The sequence below is a fragment of the Nonomuraea sp. NPDC003214 genome (assembly GCF_053590035.1).
In genome coordinates this window covers 202,552-222,780 of the sequence record NZ_JBSFSX010000001.1, presented here as the reverse complement: position 1 = coordinate 222,780, position 20,229 = coordinate 202,552, and the positions used below count along the sequence as shown (strand labels likewise).

General features: G+C 71.3%; 25 protein-coding genes. 19 read left to right on the top strand and 6 right to left on the bottom strand.

Annotated features, from left to right (window positions below; translation table 11 throughout):
- Positions 1-86: 86 nt before the first annotated feature.
- Positions 87-752: a TetR/AcrR family transcriptional regulator gene (locus tag ACWDXC_RS01060; RefSeq protein WP_449976680.1), complete on the top strand. Its 666-nt coding sequence runs from the start codon at positions 87-89 to the stop codon at positions 750-752.
- Here ACWDXC_RS01060 and ACWDXC_RS01055 read toward each other — a convergent pair.
- Positions 700-1,206, bottom strand: a complete 507-nt coding sequence (locus ACWDXC_RS01055) for a hypothetical protein (RefSeq protein ID WP_364179255.1) — start codon at positions 1,204-1,206, stop codon at positions 700-702. The genes ACWDXC_RS01060 and ACWDXC_RS01055 overlap by 53 nt on opposite strands.
- Before the next feature lie 113 nt (positions 1,207-1,319).
- On the opposite strand from ACWDXC_RS01055, the gene ACWDXC_RS01050 reads away from it, so the two are divergent.
- On the top strand, positions 1,320-1,898 hold the full coding sequence (locus tag ACWDXC_RS01050; protein WP_219505781.1) for a YqgE/AlgH family protein: 579 nt from the start codon (positions 1,320-1,322) through the stop codon (positions 1,896-1,898).
- Positions 1,899-1,920: 22 nt separating this feature from the next.
- On the opposite strand, the gene ACWDXC_RS01045 is transcribed toward ACWDXC_RS01050, so the two are convergent.
- Positions 1,921-2,529, bottom strand: a complete 609-nt coding sequence (locus tag ACWDXC_RS01045; RefSeq protein ID WP_449976676.1) for a TetR family transcriptional regulator — start codon at positions 2,527-2,529, stop codon at positions 1,921-1,923.
- A gap of 156 nt (positions 2,530-2,685) precedes the next feature.
- On the opposite strand from ACWDXC_RS01045, the gene ACWDXC_RS01040 reads away from it, so the two are divergent.
- The 12 genes from ACWDXC_RS01040 (at position 2,686) to ACWDXC_RS00985 (ending at position 13,167) form a co-directional block, all read left to right on the top strand.
- Positions 2,686-4,278, top strand: a complete 1,593-nt coding sequence (locus tag ACWDXC_RS01040) for a DHA2 family efflux MFS transporter permease subunit (protein WP_219505770.1) — start codon at positions 2,686-2,688, stop codon at positions 4,276-4,278.
- 95 nt (positions 4,279-4,373) lie between these two features.
- Positions 4,374-4,631 (top strand): DUF3039 domain-containing protein, encoded by a 258-nt coding sequence (locus tag ACWDXC_RS01035; RefSeq protein WP_219505768.1) that lies wholly within the window; start codon positions 4,374-4,376, stop codon positions 4,629-4,631.
- Between the two features lie 77 nt (positions 4,632-4,708).
- Positions 4,709-5,587, top strand: a complete 879-nt coding sequence (locus tag ACWDXC_RS01030; protein WP_449976672.1) for a zinc metalloprotease — start codon at positions 4,709-4,711, stop codon at positions 5,585-5,587.
- Positions 5,584-6,978: an MFS transporter gene (locus tag ACWDXC_RS01025; RefSeq protein ID WP_449976669.1), complete on the top strand. Its 1,395-nt coding sequence runs from the start codon at positions 5,584-5,586 to the stop codon at positions 6,976-6,978. Before ACWDXC_RS01030 ends, ACWDXC_RS01025 begins: the two co-directional genes overlap by 4 nt.
- An 83-nt stretch (positions 6,979-7,061) precedes the next feature.
- Positions 7,062-7,982: a hypothetical protein gene (locus ACWDXC_RS01020; RefSeq protein ID WP_449976667.1), complete on the top strand. Its 921-nt coding sequence runs from the start codon at positions 7,062-7,064 to the stop codon at positions 7,980-7,982.
- 34 nt (positions 7,983-8,016) lie between these two features.
- A complete protein-coding gene (locus ACWDXC_RS01015; RefSeq protein ID WP_449976664.1) occupies positions 8,017-9,765 on the top strand; it encodes a DEAD/DEAH box helicase in 1,749 nt (582 codons plus the stop codon).
- A gap of 160 nt (positions 9,766-9,925) precedes the next feature.
- Entirely contained in the window at positions 9,926-10,297 is a 372-nt protein-coding gene (locus ACWDXC_RS01010) for an anti-sigma factor antagonist (protein ID WP_219505759.1), read from the top strand.
- 81 nt (positions 10,298-10,378) lie between these two features.
- A complete protein-coding gene (locus tag ACWDXC_RS01005) occupies positions 10,379-10,954 on the top strand; it encodes an RNA polymerase sigma factor (protein ID WP_308125783.1) in 576 nt (191 codons plus the stop codon).
- Positions 10,947-11,702 (top strand): hypothetical protein, encoded by a 756-nt coding sequence (locus ACWDXC_RS01000; protein ID WP_449976660.1) that lies wholly within the window; start codon positions 10,947-10,949, stop codon positions 11,700-11,702. Before ACWDXC_RS01005 ends, ACWDXC_RS01000 begins: the two co-directional genes overlap by 8 nt.
- A 72-nt stretch (positions 11,703-11,774) precedes the next feature.
- Positions 11,775-12,377 (top strand): nucleotidyltransferase domain-containing protein, encoded by a 603-nt coding sequence (locus ACWDXC_RS00995; RefSeq protein WP_449976657.1) that lies wholly within the window; start codon positions 11,775-11,777, stop codon positions 12,375-12,377.
- A gap of 134 nt (positions 12,378-12,511) precedes the next feature.
- Positions 12,512-12,745: a ribbon-helix-helix protein, CopG family gene (locus ACWDXC_RS00990; protein WP_375074327.1), complete on the top strand. Its 234-nt coding sequence runs from the start codon at positions 12,512-12,514 to the stop codon at positions 12,743-12,745.
- Positions 12,745-13,167: a PIN domain-containing protein gene (locus ACWDXC_RS00985; protein ID WP_375074326.1), complete on the top strand. Its 423-nt coding sequence runs from the start codon at positions 12,745-12,747 to the stop codon at positions 13,165-13,167. Before ACWDXC_RS00990 ends, ACWDXC_RS00985 begins: the two co-directional genes overlap by 1 nt.
- Before the next feature lie 59 nt (positions 13,168-13,226).
- On the opposite strand, the gene ACWDXC_RS00980 is transcribed toward ACWDXC_RS00985, so the two are convergent.
- Complete coding sequence (locus ACWDXC_RS00980; RefSeq protein ID WP_219510373.1) at positions 13,227-13,796, bottom strand: isochorismatase family protein; 570 nt, start codon at positions 13,794-13,796, stop codon at positions 13,227-13,229.
- A gap of 15 nt (positions 13,797-13,811) precedes the next feature.
- Positions 13,812-15,095, bottom strand: a complete 1,284-nt coding sequence (locus ACWDXC_RS00975; protein WP_219510374.1) for a nicotinate phosphoribosyltransferase — start codon at positions 15,093-15,095, stop codon at positions 13,812-13,814.
- A 46-nt stretch (positions 15,096-15,141) separates the two neighbouring features.
- Here ACWDXC_RS00975 and clpS point away from each other — a divergent pair, with 46 nt between their 5' ends.
- The 5 genes from clpS to ACWDXC_RS00950 all read left to right on the top strand — a co-directional run bounded on the left by clpS (position 15,142) and on the right by ACWDXC_RS00950 (position 17,729).
- On the top strand, positions 15,142-15,435 hold the full coding sequence (gene clpS, locus ACWDXC_RS00970; protein ID WP_219510375.1) for an ATP-dependent Clp protease adapter ClpS: 294 nt from the start codon (positions 15,142-15,144) through the stop codon (positions 15,433-15,435).
- Complete coding sequence (locus ACWDXC_RS00965; RefSeq protein WP_357591269.1) at positions 15,432-15,956, top strand: DUF2017 domain-containing protein; 525 nt, start codon at positions 15,432-15,434, stop codon at positions 15,954-15,956. The genes clpS and ACWDXC_RS00965 overlap by 4 nt, the downstream gene beginning before the upstream one ends.
- A 10-nt stretch (positions 15,957-15,966) precedes the next feature.
- Positions 15,967-16,368: a Mov34/MPN/PAD-1 family protein gene (locus ACWDXC_RS00960; protein ID WP_219510377.1), complete on the top strand. Its 402-nt coding sequence runs from the start codon at positions 15,967-15,969 to the stop codon at positions 16,366-16,368.
- Between the two features lie 139 nt (positions 16,369-16,507).
- Positions 16,508-16,780, top strand: a complete 273-nt coding sequence (locus ACWDXC_RS00955; RefSeq protein ID WP_219510378.1) for a MoaD/ThiS family protein — start codon at positions 16,508-16,510, stop codon at positions 16,778-16,780.
- 1 nt (position 16,781) lies between these two features.
- A complete protein-coding gene (locus tag ACWDXC_RS00950) occupies positions 16,782-17,729 on the top strand; it encodes a PLP-dependent cysteine synthase family protein (protein WP_219510380.1) in 948 nt (315 codons plus the stop codon).
- Between the two features lie 58 nt (positions 17,730-17,787).
- Here ACWDXC_RS00950 and ACWDXC_RS00945 read toward each other — a convergent pair whose 3' ends face one another.
- Complete coding sequence (locus ACWDXC_RS00945; protein WP_449978139.1) at positions 17,788-19,710, bottom strand: DUF3352 domain-containing protein; 1,923 nt, start codon at positions 19,708-19,710, stop codon at positions 17,788-17,790.
- 86 nt (positions 19,711-19,796) lie between these two features.
- Positions 19,797-20,123, bottom strand: a complete 327-nt coding sequence (locus tag ACWDXC_RS00940) for a hypothetical protein (RefSeq protein WP_219510383.1) — start codon at positions 20,121-20,123, stop codon at positions 19,797-19,799.
- Positions 20,124-20,229: the final 106 nt, after the last annotated feature.

The following is a 20,229-nucleotide window of genomic DNA, read 5'->3' as shown; positions in this document are numbered from 1 at the left end:
ACACATGAGGAGAATTAATGGAACAAGGGTCCCGTTTGGCGGGAACGGTCCGTCCTGGCGGCCGTACGGCGAAGGTGCGCGCGGCAGTGTTGCAGGCAACCCAGGACGAGCTGGTCGAACGCGGCTTCCACGGCCTCAACATGGAGCAGGTGGCCACCAGGGCAGGCATCGGAAAGACCACTATCTACCGCCGCTGGGGCACCACGGCCGGGCTGGTCACGGAGCTCATGACCGAGCTGGCCGCCCAGTCCTCGCCGCCGCCCGACACGGGCAGCATCCAGGGCGATCTGGAGGCCAACGCGATCAGCGTGATGGAGGCCGTCAACGACCCGCGCCTCGGCGCGACCTTCCAGGCCGTGATCGCGGCCGCCACCTGTGACGAGGGCGCCGCCGCGGCGCTGCGCGCCTTCTACGGCCGCCGCATCGCGGAGTGGGCGACGGTGGCCGACCAGGCGATCGCCCGCGGCGACCTGCCGCCCGGCACCGACGGTCAGGAGCTCATCAAGGCCGTCTCCGCGCCGCTCTACTACCGCCTGGTGGTGACGCGCGAGCCGGTCGACCGCGAGGCCGCGGTGCGCGCCGTGACCGTCGCCCTGATCGCGGCCCGGGCCGGCGCCTTCGTCACCGGCCACGCCGCAGCGGGCGTCGCTGCGGATCCGGCCGTGCCCGGCCTCGGTGCGGATCCCGCCGTGCCCGGCGTCAGTACGGGTCCCGCCGCGACCGGGGCCACAGTGACCCGTACCACCAGATGATCCCGCCGGTGAGCACCATGCCGCCGGCGGTGGCGAGCTTGCCCATCAGGTCCACCGGAGGCCCCGTGAAGGGCAGGTGACGCCGGCCGCCGGGGCAGTCGTTGCGCACCCGCGTGGAGTCGATCAGGGTGTCGGGGTGGCTCTCGCTGACCGAGTACGCCTCGATCTCGACGCTGCCGCCGTGCCGGATCCGCACGTGCCGGGTGATCGCCTTGCGCGCGGGGATGGAGCCCGTCGCCACGGTCGCGGAGTCGGCGCGCAGGTCGAACCGGGCGAGCTGGCGGGTCTGGTTGCGCAGCGTCACGCGTACGGTGCCGGCCCGGCAGCCGATGCGGTCGACGCTCATCGTGAAGGGGTCGCCGGTGTCGGGCTTGGGCCAGGCGGGCGCCGCCGCGGGAGGGAAGAGGATGAGACCCAGGAGCAGTCCCAGACCTGCCAGGGCGAGACGGCGCATGTGACCCTCCCGAGTTCGCGAACTTTGGTACCTACCGTGCCCATATGACTACGAAAGGTAACATCGTCGGTCCGGGGGAGCGGGAAGGCCGGTTGACCCCTCATGATGGAGGTATGGCGGAGGCGATCTACGTCGGCGGTTTGTTGGTGGCGACGCCGCTCCTCGACGACCCCAACTTCCGGCGTAGCGTCGTGCTGATCCTCGAACACGACCTCGACGGCGGCACCCTCGGGGTGGTTCTCAACAGGCCGAGCGAGATCTCGGTGACGCAGGTCCTGCCCGTGTGGGACCCGCTGGTGACCGGCCCGCCGGTGCTGTTCGAGGGCGGCCCGGTGCAGACCGACAGCGCGCTGGCGCTCGCGGCGGTGCCGAGCGGGGAGGAGCCGCTGGGCTGGCGCCGCCTCCACGCGGGCACGCCGGCGGTGTCACGGCTGGGCACGGTCGACCTGGACGCGCCGCCGGAGATCCTCCAGGGCGAGATCGCCCAGATGCGGATCTTCGCCGGTTACGCGGGCTGGACGTCGGGGCAGCTCGAGAGCGAGATCGCCGAGGGCGCCTGGTACGTCGTCGACTCCGAGGCGGGCGACACCTTCCACACCGACCCGGGCTCGCTCTGGCGTCATGTGCTGCGGCGGCAGCCGGGCGAGCTGGCCTTCGTCGCCACGTGCCCGGACGACCCGACGATGAACTAGTCCGATGAACTAGTCCGATGAGCTAGGTGTCCCAGCCGGGCCGCAGCGAGCGTTCCACGACCTGGAGGGTCTGTTCGACGCGGCGCACCATGAGCTTGAGGTCGAGCACGTCCGACGCGCAGCCGTAGTCGACACGCATGGGCGACATCGCGAACGCCACGACCAGCGCCGGGAGCGGGCCGGAGTCGAGGGTGACGCCCATCCGGGCGGCGACCGCCTCGGCCAGGCGGAGCTCGCTCTCCATGCCCCGGGCGATCGTGAAGGCGACGAGGTGCGGGTTGTCGTCGAGGACGCGCCGCAGTTTGAGGAACCTCTCGGTGTCGGCGGTCGTCGACTGCTCCATCTCGCGCAGCACCGCGCGCACGGCGTGGGTCATCGCGGCGAACGGCGGCTCGTCGGGCGGCCTGGCGGCCAGCGTCTCCAGCATCGTCTCCTCGCCCTGGTCGTGATACCAGAGCAGCAGGTGGTCCTTGCTGGTGAAGTAGCGGAAGAAGGTGCGGGAGGAGACGTCGACCGCCCCCGCGATCTGCTCCACGGTGGTCGAGTCGTACCCTTGTTCGAGGAACAGGTCCAACGCGGCGTCGAGCAGCGCGAGCCGCGTCTTCTCCTTCTTGCGTTCCCGCAGACCCACCGGCGTCACTCCCTTGAAACCTTCCTGTCACAGTATGACACAAGTCAGGATGCGACGAATAAAACTCATTTGTCATCTGGCAGACTCTGACGTAGATTACCCGGGCTTATGAGACGTACGCCCCGGTGTGGGGCGGGATGTGTTTAGGGGGACTTCATGGCACAGACGAAGGTGGTAGAGGCGCCACCACCGGGGGAGAAGGCCGCCAATCCGTGGCTGGTGCTGCTCGCGGTCAGCCTCGGCGTCATCATGGTGATGCTCGACGGCACCGTGGTCGGCATCGCCAACCCGGTGATCCAGTCCGATCTGGGCGCCTCGCTCGCCGACCTGCAGTGGGTGACGAGCGGCTACCTGCTCGCGCTGGCGGTCTTCCTGATCACCGCGGGCAAGCTGGGTGACCTGTTCGGCCACAAGCGCGTGTTCCTCATCGGCGTCGCCGGCTTCGCGATCACCTCCGTGGGCATCGGCCTCAGCCAGCAGCTCGCCGACATCGTGCCCGGCGTCACCCCGGTCGGCGCGCTCATCGGGCTGCGCGTGCTGCAGGGCCTGTTCGGCGCGCTGCTGCAGCCGGCCGCGCTGGCGCTGCTGCGCAACGCCTTCCCCGGCGAGAAGCTCAACCAGGCGATGGGCGCGTGGGGCGCGATCATCGGCCTGTCCAGCGCCGCCGGCCCGATCGTGGGCGGCCTGCTGGTCCAGGACCAGGGCTGGGAGTCGGTCTTCTTCATCAACGCCCCGGTGGGCGTCATCGCCCTCGTCATGGGCATCTTCCTGATCAAGGAGAGCCCGGTCAAGGTGCTCAACCGCATCGACTGGGGCGGCGTGGTGCTGCTGTCGGGCGCGATGTTCGCGCTCGTGTGGACCATCATCAAGGCGCCCGAGTGGGGCTGGGGCGACTCCACGACGCTGGGCTTCATGGGCGCGTTCGCGGTGCTGATCGCCGCGTTCATCTTCTGGCAGAGCCGGGCCCGGCAGCCGCTGGTGCCGCTGTCGCTGTTCACCAACGCCTCGATCTCCATCGGCACCGTGCTGATGATGATGGTCGCGTTCGCGATGTTCGGCGCGATGTTCTTCCTGGGCTTCTTCTTCCAGGGCGTGCACGGCCTGAGCCCGCTGGACGCCGGCCTGCGCATGCTGCCGATGAGCGCCGGCATGATCGTCGCCTCGCCGCTGGCCGGCATGATGATCGGCAAGCTCGGACCGAAGATCACGATGGCGTCCGGCCTGGTGGTCACCGCCGGCGCGATGTTCCTGATGTCCCGCCTCAGCATGGACGCCTCGTTCCTGGAGAGCGCGATCCCGTTCGTGGTGCTGGCCTTCGGCCTCTCGCCGGTCTTCGTCGGCGCCACCGAGGTCATCGTGGGCAACGCGCCCGTCGAGCTCAGCGGCGTCGCGGGCGGCCTGCAGCAGTCGGCCATGCAGGTCGGCGGCGCGCTCGGCACCGCGATCCTGGGCGCCGTCATGGCCGGTGAGATCTCCGACAAGCTGCCCGGCTACCTCGGCCCGGCCGCCGCGAGCATCCCACCGGACCAACTGGGGCTGCTGGAGAAGGCTGCCGCGTTCGGCGGCCTGCCGGCGGGCACGCCCGAGCAGCTCGTGCAGGTCGTGGGCCCGGCCGTGAACAGCGCGTTCATGGACGGCATGCACCTGGCCTTCCTGGTCAGCACCGGCATCGCGCTGCTCACCGCGGTCCTGGCCCTGTTCGTCAAGGCCGGCCGCAAGACCGAGGGCGCGCCGGTCCACGTCGGCTGACGCTCTCTCCCGTACGGCTCCCTTCCCCCCGGGGACGGGAGCCGTATCGCTGTTCGCGAGCGGGAGCGGTCGGCGGCGGGAATAGACTCGATGGGGTGAGCACGAAGATCCTTCCAGAGCAGGACACCCGTCCGCAGACCTCGCACGGCGACGGCGACCACGAGCGGTTCGCCCACTACGCCGACAAGCACAAGATCACCGAATCCATGGTGACGGGCACGCCGATCCGCGCGCTGTGCGGCAAGATCTGGGTGCCCAGCCGCGATCCCAAGAAATATCCGGTCTGCCCGGAGTGCAAGGAGATCTACGAGGGCCTGCCGTCCGGTGGCGGCGAGGGTGACGACAAGCAGTGAGTGTTGCTGACCGGTGATCGCCCACGGGAGGGCTACGGTTCGTATCCGGACCGCCCCCTACCGTAACGGGAGATCACATGACCCGGCGCGCCGCCGTCCTGATCGTCTGCGTGCTCGCGGCCGGGTTCACGCCGCCGGTCTCGCCGGCGGCGGCGTCGAGCTGCCTGCGCGCGGCCGGTCATCCGCGCTCGCCCGAGCCGCGCGCGCCCAAACCGGGTGACGTGGCGGCGGTCACCGCCGAGCTCGCCCAGCGCCTGCGCGGCGTCAGGACGCCCGCCCGGATCACGGTGCCGACCTGGGTGCACGTCATCACCGACGGCGCCGCCAAGGCCACCACCAAGGCGGTCAAGGCGCAGATCGCCACGCTCAACGACGCCTACGCGGGCCGGCTCGGCGGGGCCGACACCGGCGTCAGCTTCCGCCTCGACGGCATCGCCGTCACCCGCGACGCCGCCTGGTTCACCGCGCCGATCGCGCACGAGCGCGCCATGAAGACGTCGCTGCGCAAGGGCGGGCCCGAGACGCTCAACCTCTACCTCGCCCAGCCCGGCGACCTGGTGCTCGGCTTCTCCTCCTACCCCTACTGGTACGAGTCCCAGCCCCGGCTCGACGGCGTGGTGATCGACTGGCGCGGCCTGCCCGGCGGCACGCTCGACGGCTACGACCAGGGCTACACCGGCGTGCACGAGATCGGCCACTGGCTGGGCCTGTTCCACACCTTCGAGAACGGCTGCGAGGAGCCCGGCGACGGCGTGGCCGACACCCCCGCGCAGGCCGGGCCGACCGAGGGCTGCCCGGTGGAGCAGGACACCTGCGCGGCGCCGGGCCTCGTCGGCGTGCACAACTTCATGGACTACGCGCAGGACCGGTGCATGCGCGAGTTCACCGCGGGCCAGGGCCTGCGTATGCGCCAGATGTGGGCGGCATACCGGGTGCGCCCTACGATGTCCGGGTGACAGCACCAAACGCACTAGATGCCCCTCACGAGATCCCCCGCATCTTCAGCCATCCGTACCGGGTGGCGACCGTGGGCATCCTCCTCGTCGTCACGTTGATCGCCTTCGAGGGCATGTCGGTCGGTGTGGTCATGCCGCAGGTCGCCGCCGACCTCGACGCGCAGGAGATCTACGGGGTCAGCTTCTCGGCCTTCCTCATCGCCAGCCTGTTCGCCAACGTGGTCGCCGGCCTGTGGTCGGACCGGCGGGGCTACGCGCTGCCGTTCGTCGCGGGCGTGGTGCTGTTCGTGGTCGGCATGGGCATGGCCGGGGCCGCCGTGAACGAGATGCTGTTCCTCGTGTCCCGGGCGGTGCAGGGCCTGGGCGCCGGGGCGTCGATCGTGGCCCTCTACGTGATGATCGCCCGGGTCTATCCCGCCGTGATGCGGCCCCGCGTGTTCGCCGCGCTGTCGGCCGCCTGGGTCGTGCCCGCCATGGTCGGCCCCGCCGTCGCCGGCTTCGTGGGCGACACCTGGGGCTGGCGCTGGGTGTTCTACGGCATCATCCCGCTCGTGCTGCCCGCCCTGGTCATGCTCGTCCCGGCGCTCAAGCGGCGTCCCTCCGACGAGGAGACCTCGCCCGGCGAGGGGCCGCGCTCGCGGCCCGTGGCCATGACCGTCGCCGCCTCCGCCTCCGCCCTGGGCGCCGGCGTGCTCCTGTACGGCGTCGACACGGTGCACAAGGCCGCCCTGATCGGCGGCCTCGCGTGCGCCGGCGGGCTGGCCCTGCTGCTGTACGGGCTCGTCAGGCTGCTGCCGCAGGGCGCGCTGCGGTTCGGTCGCGGGCTGCCGACCACGGTGATGATGCGCGGCCTGTTCTCCGCCGCGTTCTTCGGGGTGAACGGCTTCATCCCGCTGGCCCTGCACGACGTGAAGGGGTTCGAGACCGGCGCCGCCGGCCTCGCGCTCACCACCGGCGCACTCGGCTGGTCGGCGGGCTCGTACCTGCAGAGCAGGCGCGCCGCCGAGCCGCACCGGCGGATCAGGTTCGGCGCGGCCTGCGTGACCGTGGGCATCGCGCTGTCGGTCCTGGCGGTGCTGCCCGGCGTCACCGGCTGGATCGCGGTGCCGGCCTGGGTGGTGGCCGGGTTCGGCATGGGGCTTGGGCTGACCACGGTCAACGTCACCGCGCTCAAGCAGTCGCCGGTCAGCGAGCAGGGCGCCAACAGCGCGGCCCTGTCGGTGACCGACATGCTGGGCTCCGCGCTCACGCTGGGCATCGGCGGCGCGCTGGTGAACCTCATCGGGCACGGCCCCGCCGAGCTCGTGTGGGGGTTCGCGGTGATCTGCGGGCTCATGGCGGCCATCGCGGTCGCCGCCCTGCTGCTGTCCTCACGGGTCGCGGCAAGGTGATTCTGCCCCTCCCGCCACAGCGATCACGGAACGCCTGAAGCCTCGCGCCCTGCGGTGATACGACTGCGGCACGAGGAGGTGCCATGGAGCGTGATCACCGCAGGCGGCCCTACGGCGGCGGGCACGGAGGCGGGCACGGAGGCAGGCACGGAGGCAGGCACGGCGGCAGGCGCGGAGGCGAGCCGGAGGAGCTGTGGGACCCGGCCGCCCGCGCCGCCACGCGCGGCCTCGAACCCGAGGAGCCGGTCGGCCAGGCGTGGGACTCCCTGCCGCCCTCCGCCCGCCTCTACGGCGCTCCGGCCGCCCCCGGCGGCCCCCGGGTCCGGCGCAGCGCCCTGCGCCGCGTGTGGGCCCTCCTGCGGGGCCTGGCGGGAGGCCGGTGGGGCCGCGCCGTGCTGGGCGCGGCCGTGGCCGTGGCGGCGGTGGCCGGGCTGACCGCCGTCGTGCTGCGGATCACCGCGCCGGGCGGCGCGGGGGCGCCGCTCACCGACACCATCGCCGGGGTGCGGCTGGCGCTGCCCGCCGGATGGCAGGAGGGCAAGGTGCCGCCCGTCACCGGGTTCACCTCGGTCGCCAGGGCGCCCGGCGGCGGCGCGCTCGTCATGGCCAGACCGCTCACCGGCGCGCCGGCCGACCCCGCCGGAGCGGTCAAGGAGGCCGCCGAGCGCTACTCCGAACTGCTCCTGAAGGGCGACCGGGTGACCGTCGTCGCCGACGAGCCGCTCGCCCTCGGGCACACCAGGGCGCTGCGGGCCGAGTACGACGACGTGGTGAACCGGCCCGCCTACCTACGCGTGACACTCGTCACCGAGAACGGCAGATCGGCGCTGCTCGTCGGCCTGCTCCAGCCCGAGGACGAGACGGGCAGGCAGGTCGTGGACACCGTGCTCGCCAGCGTGCGATATGCCGCGACCCGCCCATACCACTCCTGGGGCGGCTTGGCCAGGATCGACGATGCACGGCACGTCTTGTCGGTGAGCCCGATTACTCTTGGGTCACTGTGAGAGAGCGAAGCACACGAACCCCAGAGGTGATGCGGTGAGCACGTTCGCCGCATCCCACCTGTCGCCTTCCTATCCGGACCGGGCCGCGTGGGGCACCGCCCCCAAGCTCCGGGCCTGGCAGCAGCAGGCGTTCGACCTGTATTTCAGGCGCGAGCCGCGTGACTTCCTCACCGTGGCCACCCCCGGAGCGGGCAAGACCACCTACGCCCTGCGCATCGCCAGCGAGCTGATCGCCAACGGCGTGATCCGGGCGATCACCATCGTCACGCCCACCGAGCACCTCAAGCGCCAGTGGGCCGACGCCGCCGGCAAGGTCGGCATCAGCATCGACCCCGAGTTCAAGAACAGCCAGGGCGCCACCAGCCGCGACTACCTGGGCGTCGCCGTCACCTACGCCCAGGTCGCCATGCACCCGGCGCTGCACCGGGCGCGCACCGAGGCCCGCAAGACCCTCGTCATCTTCGACGAGATCCACCACGCGGGCGACGCCAAGTCGTGGGGCGACGGCGTGCGCGAGGCGTTCGAGCCCGCCACCCGCAGGCTCCAGCTCACCGGCACCCCGTTCCGCAGCGACGACAGCCCGATCCCGTTCGTCACCTACGAGGAGGACGCCGACGGCGCCAAGCGCAGCGTCTCGGACTACTCCTACGGCTACGGCCCGGCGCTCGACGACGGCGTCGTGCGGCCGGTCATCTTCCTGGCCTACTCCGGCGAGATGAAGTGGCGCACCAGGGCCGGCGACGAGCTGGCAGCCACGCTCGGCACCCCGCTCACCAAGGACCAGCTCTCCCAGGCGTGGCGGGCCGCGCTCGACCCCAAGGGCGACTGGATCCGCCAGGTCATGCAGGCCGCCGACCGGCGCCTGACCGAGGTGCGGCGCGGCGTGCCCGACGCCGGCGGGCTGGTCATCGCCACCGACCACGAGGCAGCCCGCGCCTACGCCCGCCACCTGCGCACGATCAGCGGCGAGGGAGCCACGGTCGTGCTCTCCGACGACCCCGGCGCGTCCAAGAAGATCAAGCAGTTCGCCGCGTCCGGCGACCGCTGGCTGGTCGCGGTCCGCATGGTGTCCGAGGGCGTCGACATCCCCCGCCTGTGCGTGGGCGTCTACGCCACCTCGACCTCGACCCCGCTGTTCTTCGCCCAGGCCGTCGGCCGGTTCGTGCGGGCCCGCAAGCGCGGCGAGACGGCCTCGGTGTTCCTGCCGTCGGTGCCGACGCTCATGGGCCTGGCCAACGAGATGGAGGTCGAGCGCGACCACGTGCTCAACCGCAGGCCGCCCGAGGACGGCCTGGACGACAGCCTCCTGGAGGACGCCAACCGCAAGAAGGACAACCCCGACGTCCTGGGCGACGAGCTGCCGTTCGAGACCATGGAGACGTCGGCGACGTTCGACCGGGTCCTGTTCGACGGCGGCGAGTTCGGCACCGGCGCGGAGATCGGCTCCGCCGAGGAGGAGGACTTCATCGGCCTGCCCGGCCTGCTGGAGCCCGACCAGGTCGCCACGCTGCTGCGCAAGCGCCAGTCCGAGCAGCAGGCCGCCAAGCGCGCCCAGCCCGCCGAGCGGGCCCCCGCGCTGGCCCCGCACGAGCAGATCGCCGAGCTCAGGCGCGAGCTCAACGGCCTCGTCGGCGCCTGGAACCATCGCACCGGCCAGCCCCACGGCGTCATCCACTCCGAGCTGCGCCGCGCCTGCGGCGGCCCGGCCATCGCCCAGGCGACGGCCGAGCAGATCCAGGAGCGCATCGACAAGATCCGCCAGTGGGCCACCCAGCGCCGCTGAGCGCCCGCCAGGTCAGTCGACGGTCACCGGCCCCGGCCGGTGACCGTCACGCTGCGCGACTCTGTTCGTTTGGCGACAGAGTCGTGACCTTCCGTTAGAGCGCGTACGGATGAGGCAACACTGACCTTGGCCGCCTTGGGAGATGAGAAGGACGTTGCCGATGTCGTCTGAGGCCACGGGAAAGTCACTGCTGAGCGTCTCTTCCGGCCTCTCGCGCAACGCCGTCATCGTCCGGCTCGACGGCGAGGTCGACGGCGACGCCGTGCTCATCCTGCGCGACCACCTGGAGCGCGTGTGGGAGATCGCGCCCACCCCATACCTCATCATCGACCTGGCCGGGGTCGGATTCTGCGACTCGATCGGGCTCAACGAGCTCGTCGACATCATGCACCGGTGCGAGGCCCGCGGCACCCGTCTGCTGCTCGGCGGCGTGCAGGGCGTCATGGCCCGCGTCCTCTACATCACCGGGCTGCGCAACGCCTTCGAGGTCTTCGACACCTACGAAGAGGCGCTGCGCCACGCGAACTCGTGAGAACCCATCTTCTTCGTCCGGGTGATAGCAGGTGACGACACCCGACGAAAGGGGGCGAGTTTGATCACGGACACTGCACGCGTGTCCACCGACGCCGAGGTGATCCAACGCTCCAGGCAGGAACCGGCGGCCTTCTCCACCCTGTTCGACCGGCACGCTCCGGCCCTGCACCGCTACGTCACCCGGCGTCTGGGCGACTCGCTCGCCGACGACGTCGTCGCCGACACGTTCCTGGCCGCCTTCCGGCGGCGCGACCGCTACGACCTGAGCCACGCCGACGCGCGGCCCTGGCTGTACGGCATCGCCGCCAACCTCGTCGGCAAGCACCGCCGCGCCGAGGTCCGCGCCTACCAGGCGCTCGCCAGGACCGGCGTCGACGAGGTGGCCGAGAGCTACGCCGAGCGCGTCGAGTCACGGGTGTCGGCCTCCGCCGCGCACCGCGACCTCGCCCGCGCGCTCGCCGCCCTCACCCCGGACGAGCGGGACGTGCTGCTCATGATCGCCTGGGCGGACCTCGGCTACGAGGAGGTGGCCGTGGCGCTCGGCATCCCGGTGGGGACCGTGCGGTCCCGGCTGCACCGGGCCAGGAAGAAGACCCGTGCCGCGCTGGGCGGCACGGACCCGACCCAGATCGCCGAGGAGGCAGACCATGGATGACCTGCGGATGCTCCAGGAGATGCGCGCCGACGCCCCCGAGCCCGCCGCCGACCGCCTGACCCGCATGCGGGCCACGGTGATGAACACGGCAATGCACACGGCAATGGACGGCGCCACCGCGCAGCCGTACGAACCGCTGGCGGCCGGCGCCGACGGCTCGGCACGCGCCACGCTGGCCCGGCGCACGCCGCGCCGCCGCCTGCGCAGGGTGGGCGCCGCGCTGGCGGGGGCCGCGGCGGCCGCCGTCGCGGCCGTCACCCTGTACGGGACGACGGCGACACCGGCGTTCGCGGTGGACAAGCAGGCCGACGGGACCGTCGAGGTGTGGATCAACGAGTTCCGCGACCCCGGCGACCTGGAGGCCGAGCTCGCCGCGGCCGGGGTCAAGGCCGTCGTGGACTACCTGCCCGCCGGCCAGACCTGCAAGGAGCCCCGGGGCGCGCACCCCGCGCCGGGCGGCCGGCTGGAGACGAAGATCGGCAGCGAGCGGGGCGGCATCTCCTTCTCGGTCACCGCCGGCCAGATCAAGGACGGGCAGACGCTCGTGCTCGCGGCCGGCGTCGACCGGGACGACCCGGGCAAGCCGCCCACCTCGATGTCGCTGACCGTCGTGGACGGTGCGGTCGCGCCGTGCGAGCCGGTGGCCATGCCGGAGCCCACCGCCCCGGCCCTGCCGAGCGAGCAGGGGGTCCGCTCCGGCACCGGAGGCGAGGACGACGGTCCGAGCCTGAACAGCGTGACCGAGTGACCCCCCGGACCGGCGGCCCCGCGCGGGCCGCCGGTCCGTCGCTAGGCTGGACCCTCGCTGGAGGTGATCCGCATGTCCCCTGTCGACCACCCGTGGGAGCCGATCCCGGTGTCCGAGGTCGCCCGGCTCTTCGCCGGCCTGGACGCGCCCTGGTGGATCGGCGGCGGCCACGCCGTCGAACTCGCCGTCGGACGCGCCTTCCGCGAGCACGGCGACGTGGACGTCGGCGTGCTGCGGCGCGACCACCTCGCCGTGCGGCGGCTCCTGTCCGGCTGGGACTGCTGGGCGGCCGACCCCGCCGGCTCCCTGCGCCCCTGGCCCGTGGACGAGACGCTGCCCGCCCGGGTGCACGACATCTGGGTACGCGAGGCGACCGGCGGGCCGTGGCGGCTCCAGCTCATGCTGGACGAGTCCGACGGCGACGACTGGGTCTACCGGCGCGCCCCCGGCATCCGGCGGCCCCTCGACACCGTCGTCGTCCGCGACGCCGGGCCGCCCCGGCTGGCGCCCGAGATCCAGCTCCTCTACAAGGCCAAGCACCGCCGCCCCAAGGACGACGCCGACTTCGCCCGCCTGGCGCCCCTGCTCACCGGCGAACAGCGGTCCTGGCTGGCGGCGGCCCTCACCGAGGAGTTGGGGAACCATCCCTGGCTGGAGAAACTGCCACCCCGGTAGAACGATCCTCCTCCCGTATCGGGAGCGCCTTTCGCGTATCTGGAAACTCGCCTGACCAGAGCGTTGCCGGATGCGTACTCTTCGTGATCGGTGACGGCACATGGGTGCCGAGCTAACGTAGAAAGGTGCCAGAGGTGAGCTTGTACCTGCCCGAGGACATGAAGCACCGCGTCGCCGAGGCGGCGCGGGCGCACGGCCTGTCCGAGGAGGACTACATGCGCGACGCGATCGCGCGCGTGCTCAGCGACGAGATCGTCGGTGAGCGTCCCCGGCCACGCCTGCCGCTCTTCGACAGCAACGACCCGGGGATGGCCCGCAGCGTCGACGACGTCCTGGCCGAGGGCTTCGGACGGGACGGTATCGGCTGATGCTGATCGTCGACACCAGCGGCCTGTTCGCCGCCATCGACCGCGCCGCCGCCGAGCACGAGGCGGCCAGGAGCGTCCTGCAGACCGAGCGGGGGCCCATCCTGCTCTCGCCGTTCGTGCTGGGGGAGCTCGACTACATGCTCCTCACCAGGATCGGCCCGCGCGCGGAGCTCGACTACCTGCGCGAGGTGGCCGACGGCGTCTACGACCTCATGCCGATGACGCGGCACGAGGTCATGGAGGCGGCCGACCTCATCGGCCGCTACGCCGACATGGAGATCGGCCTGGCCGACGCCTCCATCGCGGTGCTGGGCGCCCGCCACAGGACGACCCGGGTGCTGACGTTGGATCAGCGGCATTTCCGGGCGATGAAGCCGCTGTGGGGTGACTGCTTCACCGTGTTGCCCGCCGACCTGAACTAGGGCCGGCGCGGTTCGCCGCCAGGGCCGCGCCGCCCTCCGGAGGCCTGTCCCCCCGGGTGTCAGCGGACGATCGGGGCGCCGTGGAGCGTGGCGCCGGCGGCGTCGAGCTCGGCGAGCGCCGCCTGGGTGGTCTGGCGGGCGACCCCGGCCGTTAGGTCGAGCAAAACGCGCACGGCGAGGCCGTGCTTGACGGCGTCGAGGGCGGTGGCGCGGACGCAGTGGTCGGTGGCGATGCCGACCACGTCGACGTCGTGGACGCCGTGCTCGGCCAGCCAGTCGGCGAGCGGGACGCCGTCGCCGCTGGTGCCCTCGAAGCCGCTGTAGGCGGCGGCGTGGGCGCCCTTGCTGAAGACCTCCTCGACGGCCGCGACGTCGAAGGCGGGGTGGAAGTCGGCGCCGGGGGTGCCGGCGACGCAGTGGGCGGGCCAGGAGGCGACGAAGTCGGGCGCGGCCGAGAAGTGGTCACCCGGGTCGACGTGGTAGTCGCGGGTGGCCACGACGTGGTCGTAGCCGTGCTCGGCGACGTGGCGGGTGATGGCGGCGGCCACCTCGGAGCCGCCCGCGACGGGCAGGCTGCCTCCCTCGCAGAAGTCGTTCTGCACGTCCACGATGATCAGCGCGGTTCCCATACGGCTCACGATACGTCAGGCGAACTCGGTGGGGATGGCCGCGTACCCCCTGCCCAGGTGGAGGGCGTCCTGCGGCAGGCGGGCGACGGCGTCGGCGTGCCTGGCGCGGGCCTCGTCGAGCGGTTCGCGGCCGACGACCCGGCCGTCGCGCACCAGCTCGTGCATCAGGGGGATGCCGCCCTCGGGGACGAGGCCGGAGGTGGTGACGAGCTCGGTCTCGTAGTGGCCGGTGTCGTCGAGCAGCCGGTAGGCCTCCTTGCGCCCGCCGCGTGACGGCTTGCCGACCGAGCGTTTGGCCACGGGCTCCAGCTTGCCGGTGGCCGTCTCGCGGGCCACGAGCTTGTAGACCAGGGCAGCGGTGGGCACGCCGGAGCCGGTGACCAGGGAGGTGCCGACGCCGTAGCCGTCGACGGGCGCGGCGGCCAGCGCGGCGATGGCGTACTCGTCCAGGTCGGAGGTGACCAGGATGCGGGTGTCGAAGGCGCCGAGGGCGTCGAGCTGCTCGCGGACCTCCTGGGCGGCGGCGGCCAGGTCGCCGGAGTCGATGCGGACGGCGCCGAGCTTGGGCCCGGCCAGCTCGACGGCGGTGCGGACGGCTTCGGCCACGTCGTAGGTGTCGACGAGCAGCGTGGTCTCGGGCCCGAGTGAGGCGATCTGGGTCTCGAACGCCTGCCGTTCGGAGTCGTGCAGCAGGGTGAAGGCGTGCGCGGCCGTGCCCGCGGTCGGCACCCCGTACACGTGCCCGGCCATGAGGTTGGAGGTTGAGGCGAAGCCGGCCAGGTAGGCGGCGCGGGCGGCGGCGACGGCGGCGCGCTCGTGGGTGCGGCGCGAGCCCATCTCGATGAGCGGCCGTTTGCCGGCGGCGACGCTCATGCGGGAGGCGGCCGAGGCGATGGCGCAGTCGTGGTTCAGAACGGACAGGATCACGGTCTCCAGCAGCACGGCCTCGGCGAACGTGCCCTCGACGACCATGATGGGGGAGGCGGGGAAGTACAGGTCGCCCTCGCGGTAGCCGTAGACGTCGCCGGAGAAACGGTAGTCGGCGAGGAAGTCGAGGGTGGGCTGGTCGACCACGTGGTTGTCGCGCAGGAAGGCGAGCTCCTCCTCGCCGAAGCGGAAGCGTTCGAGCTCGTCGAGGACGCGTCCGGTGCCGGCCACGACGCCGTAGCGACGCCCGCCGGGCAGATGGCGGGCGAACACCTCGAAGACCGCCCGCCGGTGCGCGGCGCCGCTCCGCAAGGCCGCCTGGAGCATCGTCAGCTCATAGTGATCCGTCAGCAACGCGGTGCTCATGCTCATCCTCACGAGTCGAAGACTACGGCTCACATAGGGCAGACTGCTGGATGTGGGTAGCACCTCTCCAACCACCGTCGAGCGCCCGGCAACGGACGTCCGGCCCGATCTGCCATGGGTCACGATCGTCTGGAACGACCCGGTCAACCTGATGTCGTACGTGACGTACGTCTTCCAGACCGTGTTCGGTTACCCCAAGGCCAAGGCCGAGAAGCTGATGATGGACGTCCACCAGAAGGGCAAGGCCGTGGTGTCCAGCGGCACCCGCGAGGAGATGGAACGCGACGTGCAGATCCTGCACTCCTATGGCCTGTGGGCCACCGTCCAGCCGGACTCGGCCACGTGAGCTCCGGGTTCTCCGCCGGCCGGGGCGGCAAGGTGGTCGCCACGTTCGAGGCGGGCGAGGTGGCGCTGCTGCGCTCGCTGGTGTCGATGGTGCTGGGCCTGGTGGCGCCGGGCGAGACGAGCGACGACCCGCTGGAGCGGGCGCTGGGCATCGGCGGGGGAGTGGCGCCGTCCGATCCGGTGCTGGCGCGGCTGTTCCCGTCGGCGTACGAGGACGCGCAGGACGCGTCGGAGTTCCGCCGCTACACCGAGGCGACGTTGCGCGACGGCAAGCGGGCCGACGCGCAGACGCTGCTCGACACGGCCGAGCCGGGGCGCGGCGAGCTGACGCCCGAGCAGGCGCAGGCGTGGCTGCGGGCGCTCAACGACGTGCGGCTGACGCTCGGCACCAAGCTGGGCGTGACGGAGGAGATCCACGAGGAGATCGAGAAGATGTCCGAGGACGATCCCCGCTATCCGGCGTTCGTCACCTACGACTGGCTGACCTACCTCCAGGACAGCCTGGTGCGCGCGCTCTGGTAACTTCCGCAGCATGCTGACGATCTCGCAGGAACTGGTTGACAAGATCGTTGCCCACGCCAGGGCCGACCACCCCGACGAGGCGTGCGGCGTGATCGCGGGGCGCAACGGGGTGCCGGAGCGGTTCATCCCGATGGAGAACGCCGAGCGTTCGCCCACCTTCTACCGGTTCGACTCGATGGAGCAGTTCCGCGTGTGGCGGGAGATGGACGACCGCGACGAGGAGCCCGTCGTCATCTACCACTCCCACACCGCGACGGAGGCCTACCCGTCGCGCACCGACGTCTCCTACGCCTCCGAGCCGAACGCCCACTACGTTCTGGTCTCCACGCGGGACGAGGACCAGGTGGAGTTCCGCTCGTACCGGATCCTCGACGGAGAGATTTCCGAGGAAGAGGTAAGGTTCATCCCATGATGGTCAGGCCGGTGCAGAGTTTCCTCTTCGCGCACACCCCTGCCGTTGTCGTCTACGACTGTCGCTGAGCCGGAATTCGCCAGCCAGCATTCGGCGTTGCCGCCGATGGGACGACCCTGATCCGAGGAGACTGACAGCGATGGCCATCGAGGTTCGCATTCCGACCATCCTGCGTAACTACACCGACGGCGCCAAGGCCGTCGACGCCGAGGGCGCCACCCTCGACGACCTGATCACCAACCTGGAATCCCGCCACCCGGGCATCAAGGACCGGCTGGTGGACGAGTCCGGCCTGCGCCGGTTCGTCAACGTCTACCTCAACGACGAGGACGTGCGCTTCCTCGGCGGTCTCGGCACCCCGCTGTCCGACGGCGACACGGTGACCGTGCTGCCGGCCGTCGCCGGCGGGTGACATGCGCTTCGACTCGCTGATCGACTCGGTGGGCCGCACCCCGCTGGTCGGCCTGCCCCGGCTGTCGCCGAGCGCTGACGTGCGGGTGTGGGCCAAGCTGGAGGACCGCAACCCGACCGGTTCGATCAAGGACCGGCCGGCGCTGTGGATGGTGCAGCAGGCGGAGAAGGACGGCCTGCTCACCCCCGGCTGCACGATCCTGGAGCCCACCAGCGGCAACACCGGCATCTCGCTGGCGATGGCCGCCAAGCTCAAGGGCTACAAGCTGATCTGCGTCATGCCGGAGAACACCTCCGAGGAGCGCCGCCAGCTCCTGCGCATGTGGGGTGCGGAGATCATCTCCTCGCCCGCGGCGGGCGGCTCCAACGAGGCGGTGCGGGTGGCCAAGGGCCTGGCGGCGGAGCATCCCGACTGGGTGATGCTCTACCAGTACGGCAACCCGGCCAACTGGCGCTCCCACTACGAGACGACCGGGCCGGAGATCCTGGCGGACCTGCCGTCCGTCACGCACTTCGTGGCCGGGCTCGGTACGACCGGCACCCTCATGGGCGTCGGCCGCTTCCTGCGCGAGCGGGTGCCGGACGTGCGGATCGTGGCCGCCGAGCCGCGCTACGGCGAGCTCGTCTACGGCCTGCGCAACGTGGACGAGGGCTTCATCCCCGAGCTGTACGACGAGTCCGTGCTGACCACGCGCTTCTCGGTGGGGTCGGCCGACGCGCTGCGCCGCACCCGCGAGCTGCTGGCGTCGGAGGGCATCTTCGCCGGCGTGTCCACCGGGGCCGCCCTGCACGCCGCGCTGGGCATGGCGCGCAAGGCCGTCAAGGAGGGCGCGCGGGCCGACATCGTGTTCGTGGTCGCCGACGGCGGCTGGAAGTACCTGTCCACGGGCGCGTACGAAGGCACGCTGGACGAGGCCGAGCAGCGGCTCGAAGGCCAGCTCTGGGCCTGAGACGAAAAGAGGGAGGGGCGGCCCGGCCGGGCCGCCCCTCCCCCTTTGTCGTGTGACGTCAGTTGAACAGGACCCGCAGCGAGAACGACACGTCGGTGTCGGTCTGCTTGCCGCTGAGCCCCACCGCCCGCAGCACCTGCAGGTTGGCCTTCTCCTCGCCCTGAAGGTTGTTCAGGTAGAGCTTCTCGACCTTGTCCAGGTCGACGAACAGGCCGAACGTGGCCTGGTCCGCCTCCGGGATCGCGGTCTGGAAGGTCTCGCTGTCGCCGAGCGCGCCGTCCTCGGCGAGCTTCTTGGCGTAGGCGTCGTCGGTGGCCACCGTGAGGACGCCGTCACCGGCGACCTTGGCGATCTTCACCTGCTGGCCCTGCGCGGTGAGCGCCCCCTGGACCTTGTCCAGGATGGCCTGCGCCTTGGCGGCGTCGGTGGCGACCCGGACACCGGCCTTGTACTGCTGCGACTCCAGGCCCTCGCCGTCGAGCGCGATGGTGAGGTTCTGGCCCAGCACGGTCGCCAGGTCGCCGGGCAGGTCGAGCCCGAACTGCGACTTGGCCTGCTGGACGAACTGCTGGAACTGGGCGCCGCTGGACGTCTTGGCCGCCGACTTCTCGATCTCGCCCCACTTGTTCGTGATGAGGCTGTCGAGGCCGGACATCGAGAACGCGCCCACGGTGCTGTCGGGCAGCGCGGCCAGGGAGGTGCCGGTCAGGTCCTCGCCGTTGGTGAGGTTCTGTCCGCCGCGCACCGCGCCCGCCAGCTCGACGTAGGAGCCGTCGAAGCGCAGCGCGCCCGCGAACCTGGCGGTCTTGATCTGCTCCATCAGCAGCTTCTGGTCGGGCGTCAGCGTGTCCTTCGACAGCTCGGCCAGCTTGCCCAGGTGTCCCCAGAAGGACAGCACGCCCTGCTCGCCGATCGCGTTCAGGTCGTCGCTGAAGTCCGCGTTGTCGGCCAGGCTGCCGGCCTCGGCGCCGTACTTGTCGGCGAGCTGCTGGTTGGCCGTCAGCAGCGCGTAGTCCTCGCGGAAGGCGATGCCGTACTCGGACTTGCCCATCATCTTGGCGATGCCGGCCCTGGCCGCCTCCTCGTCCTTGACCTGGACGGCCACGGCGAAGTCGGGGTCCTCGCCGCCGGAGGGCAGGATGGCGACGCCGACGCGGCTGCCGAGCCACGGGTCGACGTCCTTGGCCCAGTCGACGTCCTTCAGACCCTCGGGGCTGTCCTTCTTCAGCGCGTCGAACAGCGCCTGGCGCGGGTCCTCGCCCTGGAAGGAGTCCTTGGTGACGGTGAACTTCCTGCCGATCTCGAACAGCGCGAGCTTCTGGTTCGCCGCCGGGTCCAGGTCGAGGCGGACGTAGGCGATCGAGGCCGCGGGCAGCACGTCGTGCGGCTGCGTCCCGCCGCCGCCGATCGCGCCCACGGCCCACACGGCGCCGCCGCCGAGCAGGATCACGGCCAGCGCGGCCGCGATGGCGATGAACAGGTTCTTGCGGCCCTTGGCGGGCGGGTCGGCGGGGGCCTGGCCGAGCATCTCGGGGCCCTGGCCGGACCAGCCGCCGCCACCGCCCTGGCCGGGCTGCTGGCCGTACTGGCCGTAACCCTGCTGCTCGTAGCCCTGCTGGCCGTAACCGGGCTGCTGGCCGCCGTAGCCCTGCTGGGCGTACGGGTCCTGCGGCTGGCCGTAGGACGGCTGCTGGCCATAGCCCTGCTGCGGCTGGCCGTAGCCCTGGGACTGGGGCTGCTGGCCGTAGGGCTGCTGCTGCCCATAGCCGGGCTGCTGACCGTGAGTCCCCTGCTGGCCGTAGCCCTGCTGGGCGTACGGGTCCTGCGGCTGGCCGTACTGCGGCTGCTGCGGCTGCTGGTACGGCTGCTGTGGCGGGTATGGCTGGCCGTGTGCCTGAGGAGGCTCAGGCTGCTGCTCGTTCCAGCGGTACGCCGTGGTCCGGTCAGGATCCTGGCCAGGTGGGGGATTATTCGCAGACATCACTCAACTCACAGTGTGGACTTATGACCACGTAGAAGTTAGCTGATGTTGCTATACAGCCGCTTGCAATGTGCTGAAGTAGGCCGTTATGCCCTGTTCAGTTGGCGGCGCAGCGCGTTGATGTGGACCTCGCCGTCGCCGTACTCCTCGACCTGGGACCAGGGCACGAACGTGCAGCCGGCGTAGACCACGCGGCCCACCGCGCGCGAGAGCCAGGAGGCGCGGCCGTGCCGGTCGCGCGTGAGCCGGAGCAGCACCGGGCCCCGGCGGGCCGAGACCATGAGCCCGTAGACCGTGCTCGCCTGCTGCAACTCTCCCCGGTTGCGCACCACACGGATGTCCACGACGTGACCGACCCACACCCCGTTGGCGTCCCAGACGGACTGACCGATGAGTTCGGTGACATTAGCCATGATCGAACTTTCGCAGCCTTGTCGCGTTTTCGCAGGTAGGCGCGCTGATGGACGGATGCCGTAGAGTATGGCCTACTAGAATATAGTTCCATTTTGAGGGCAGGGG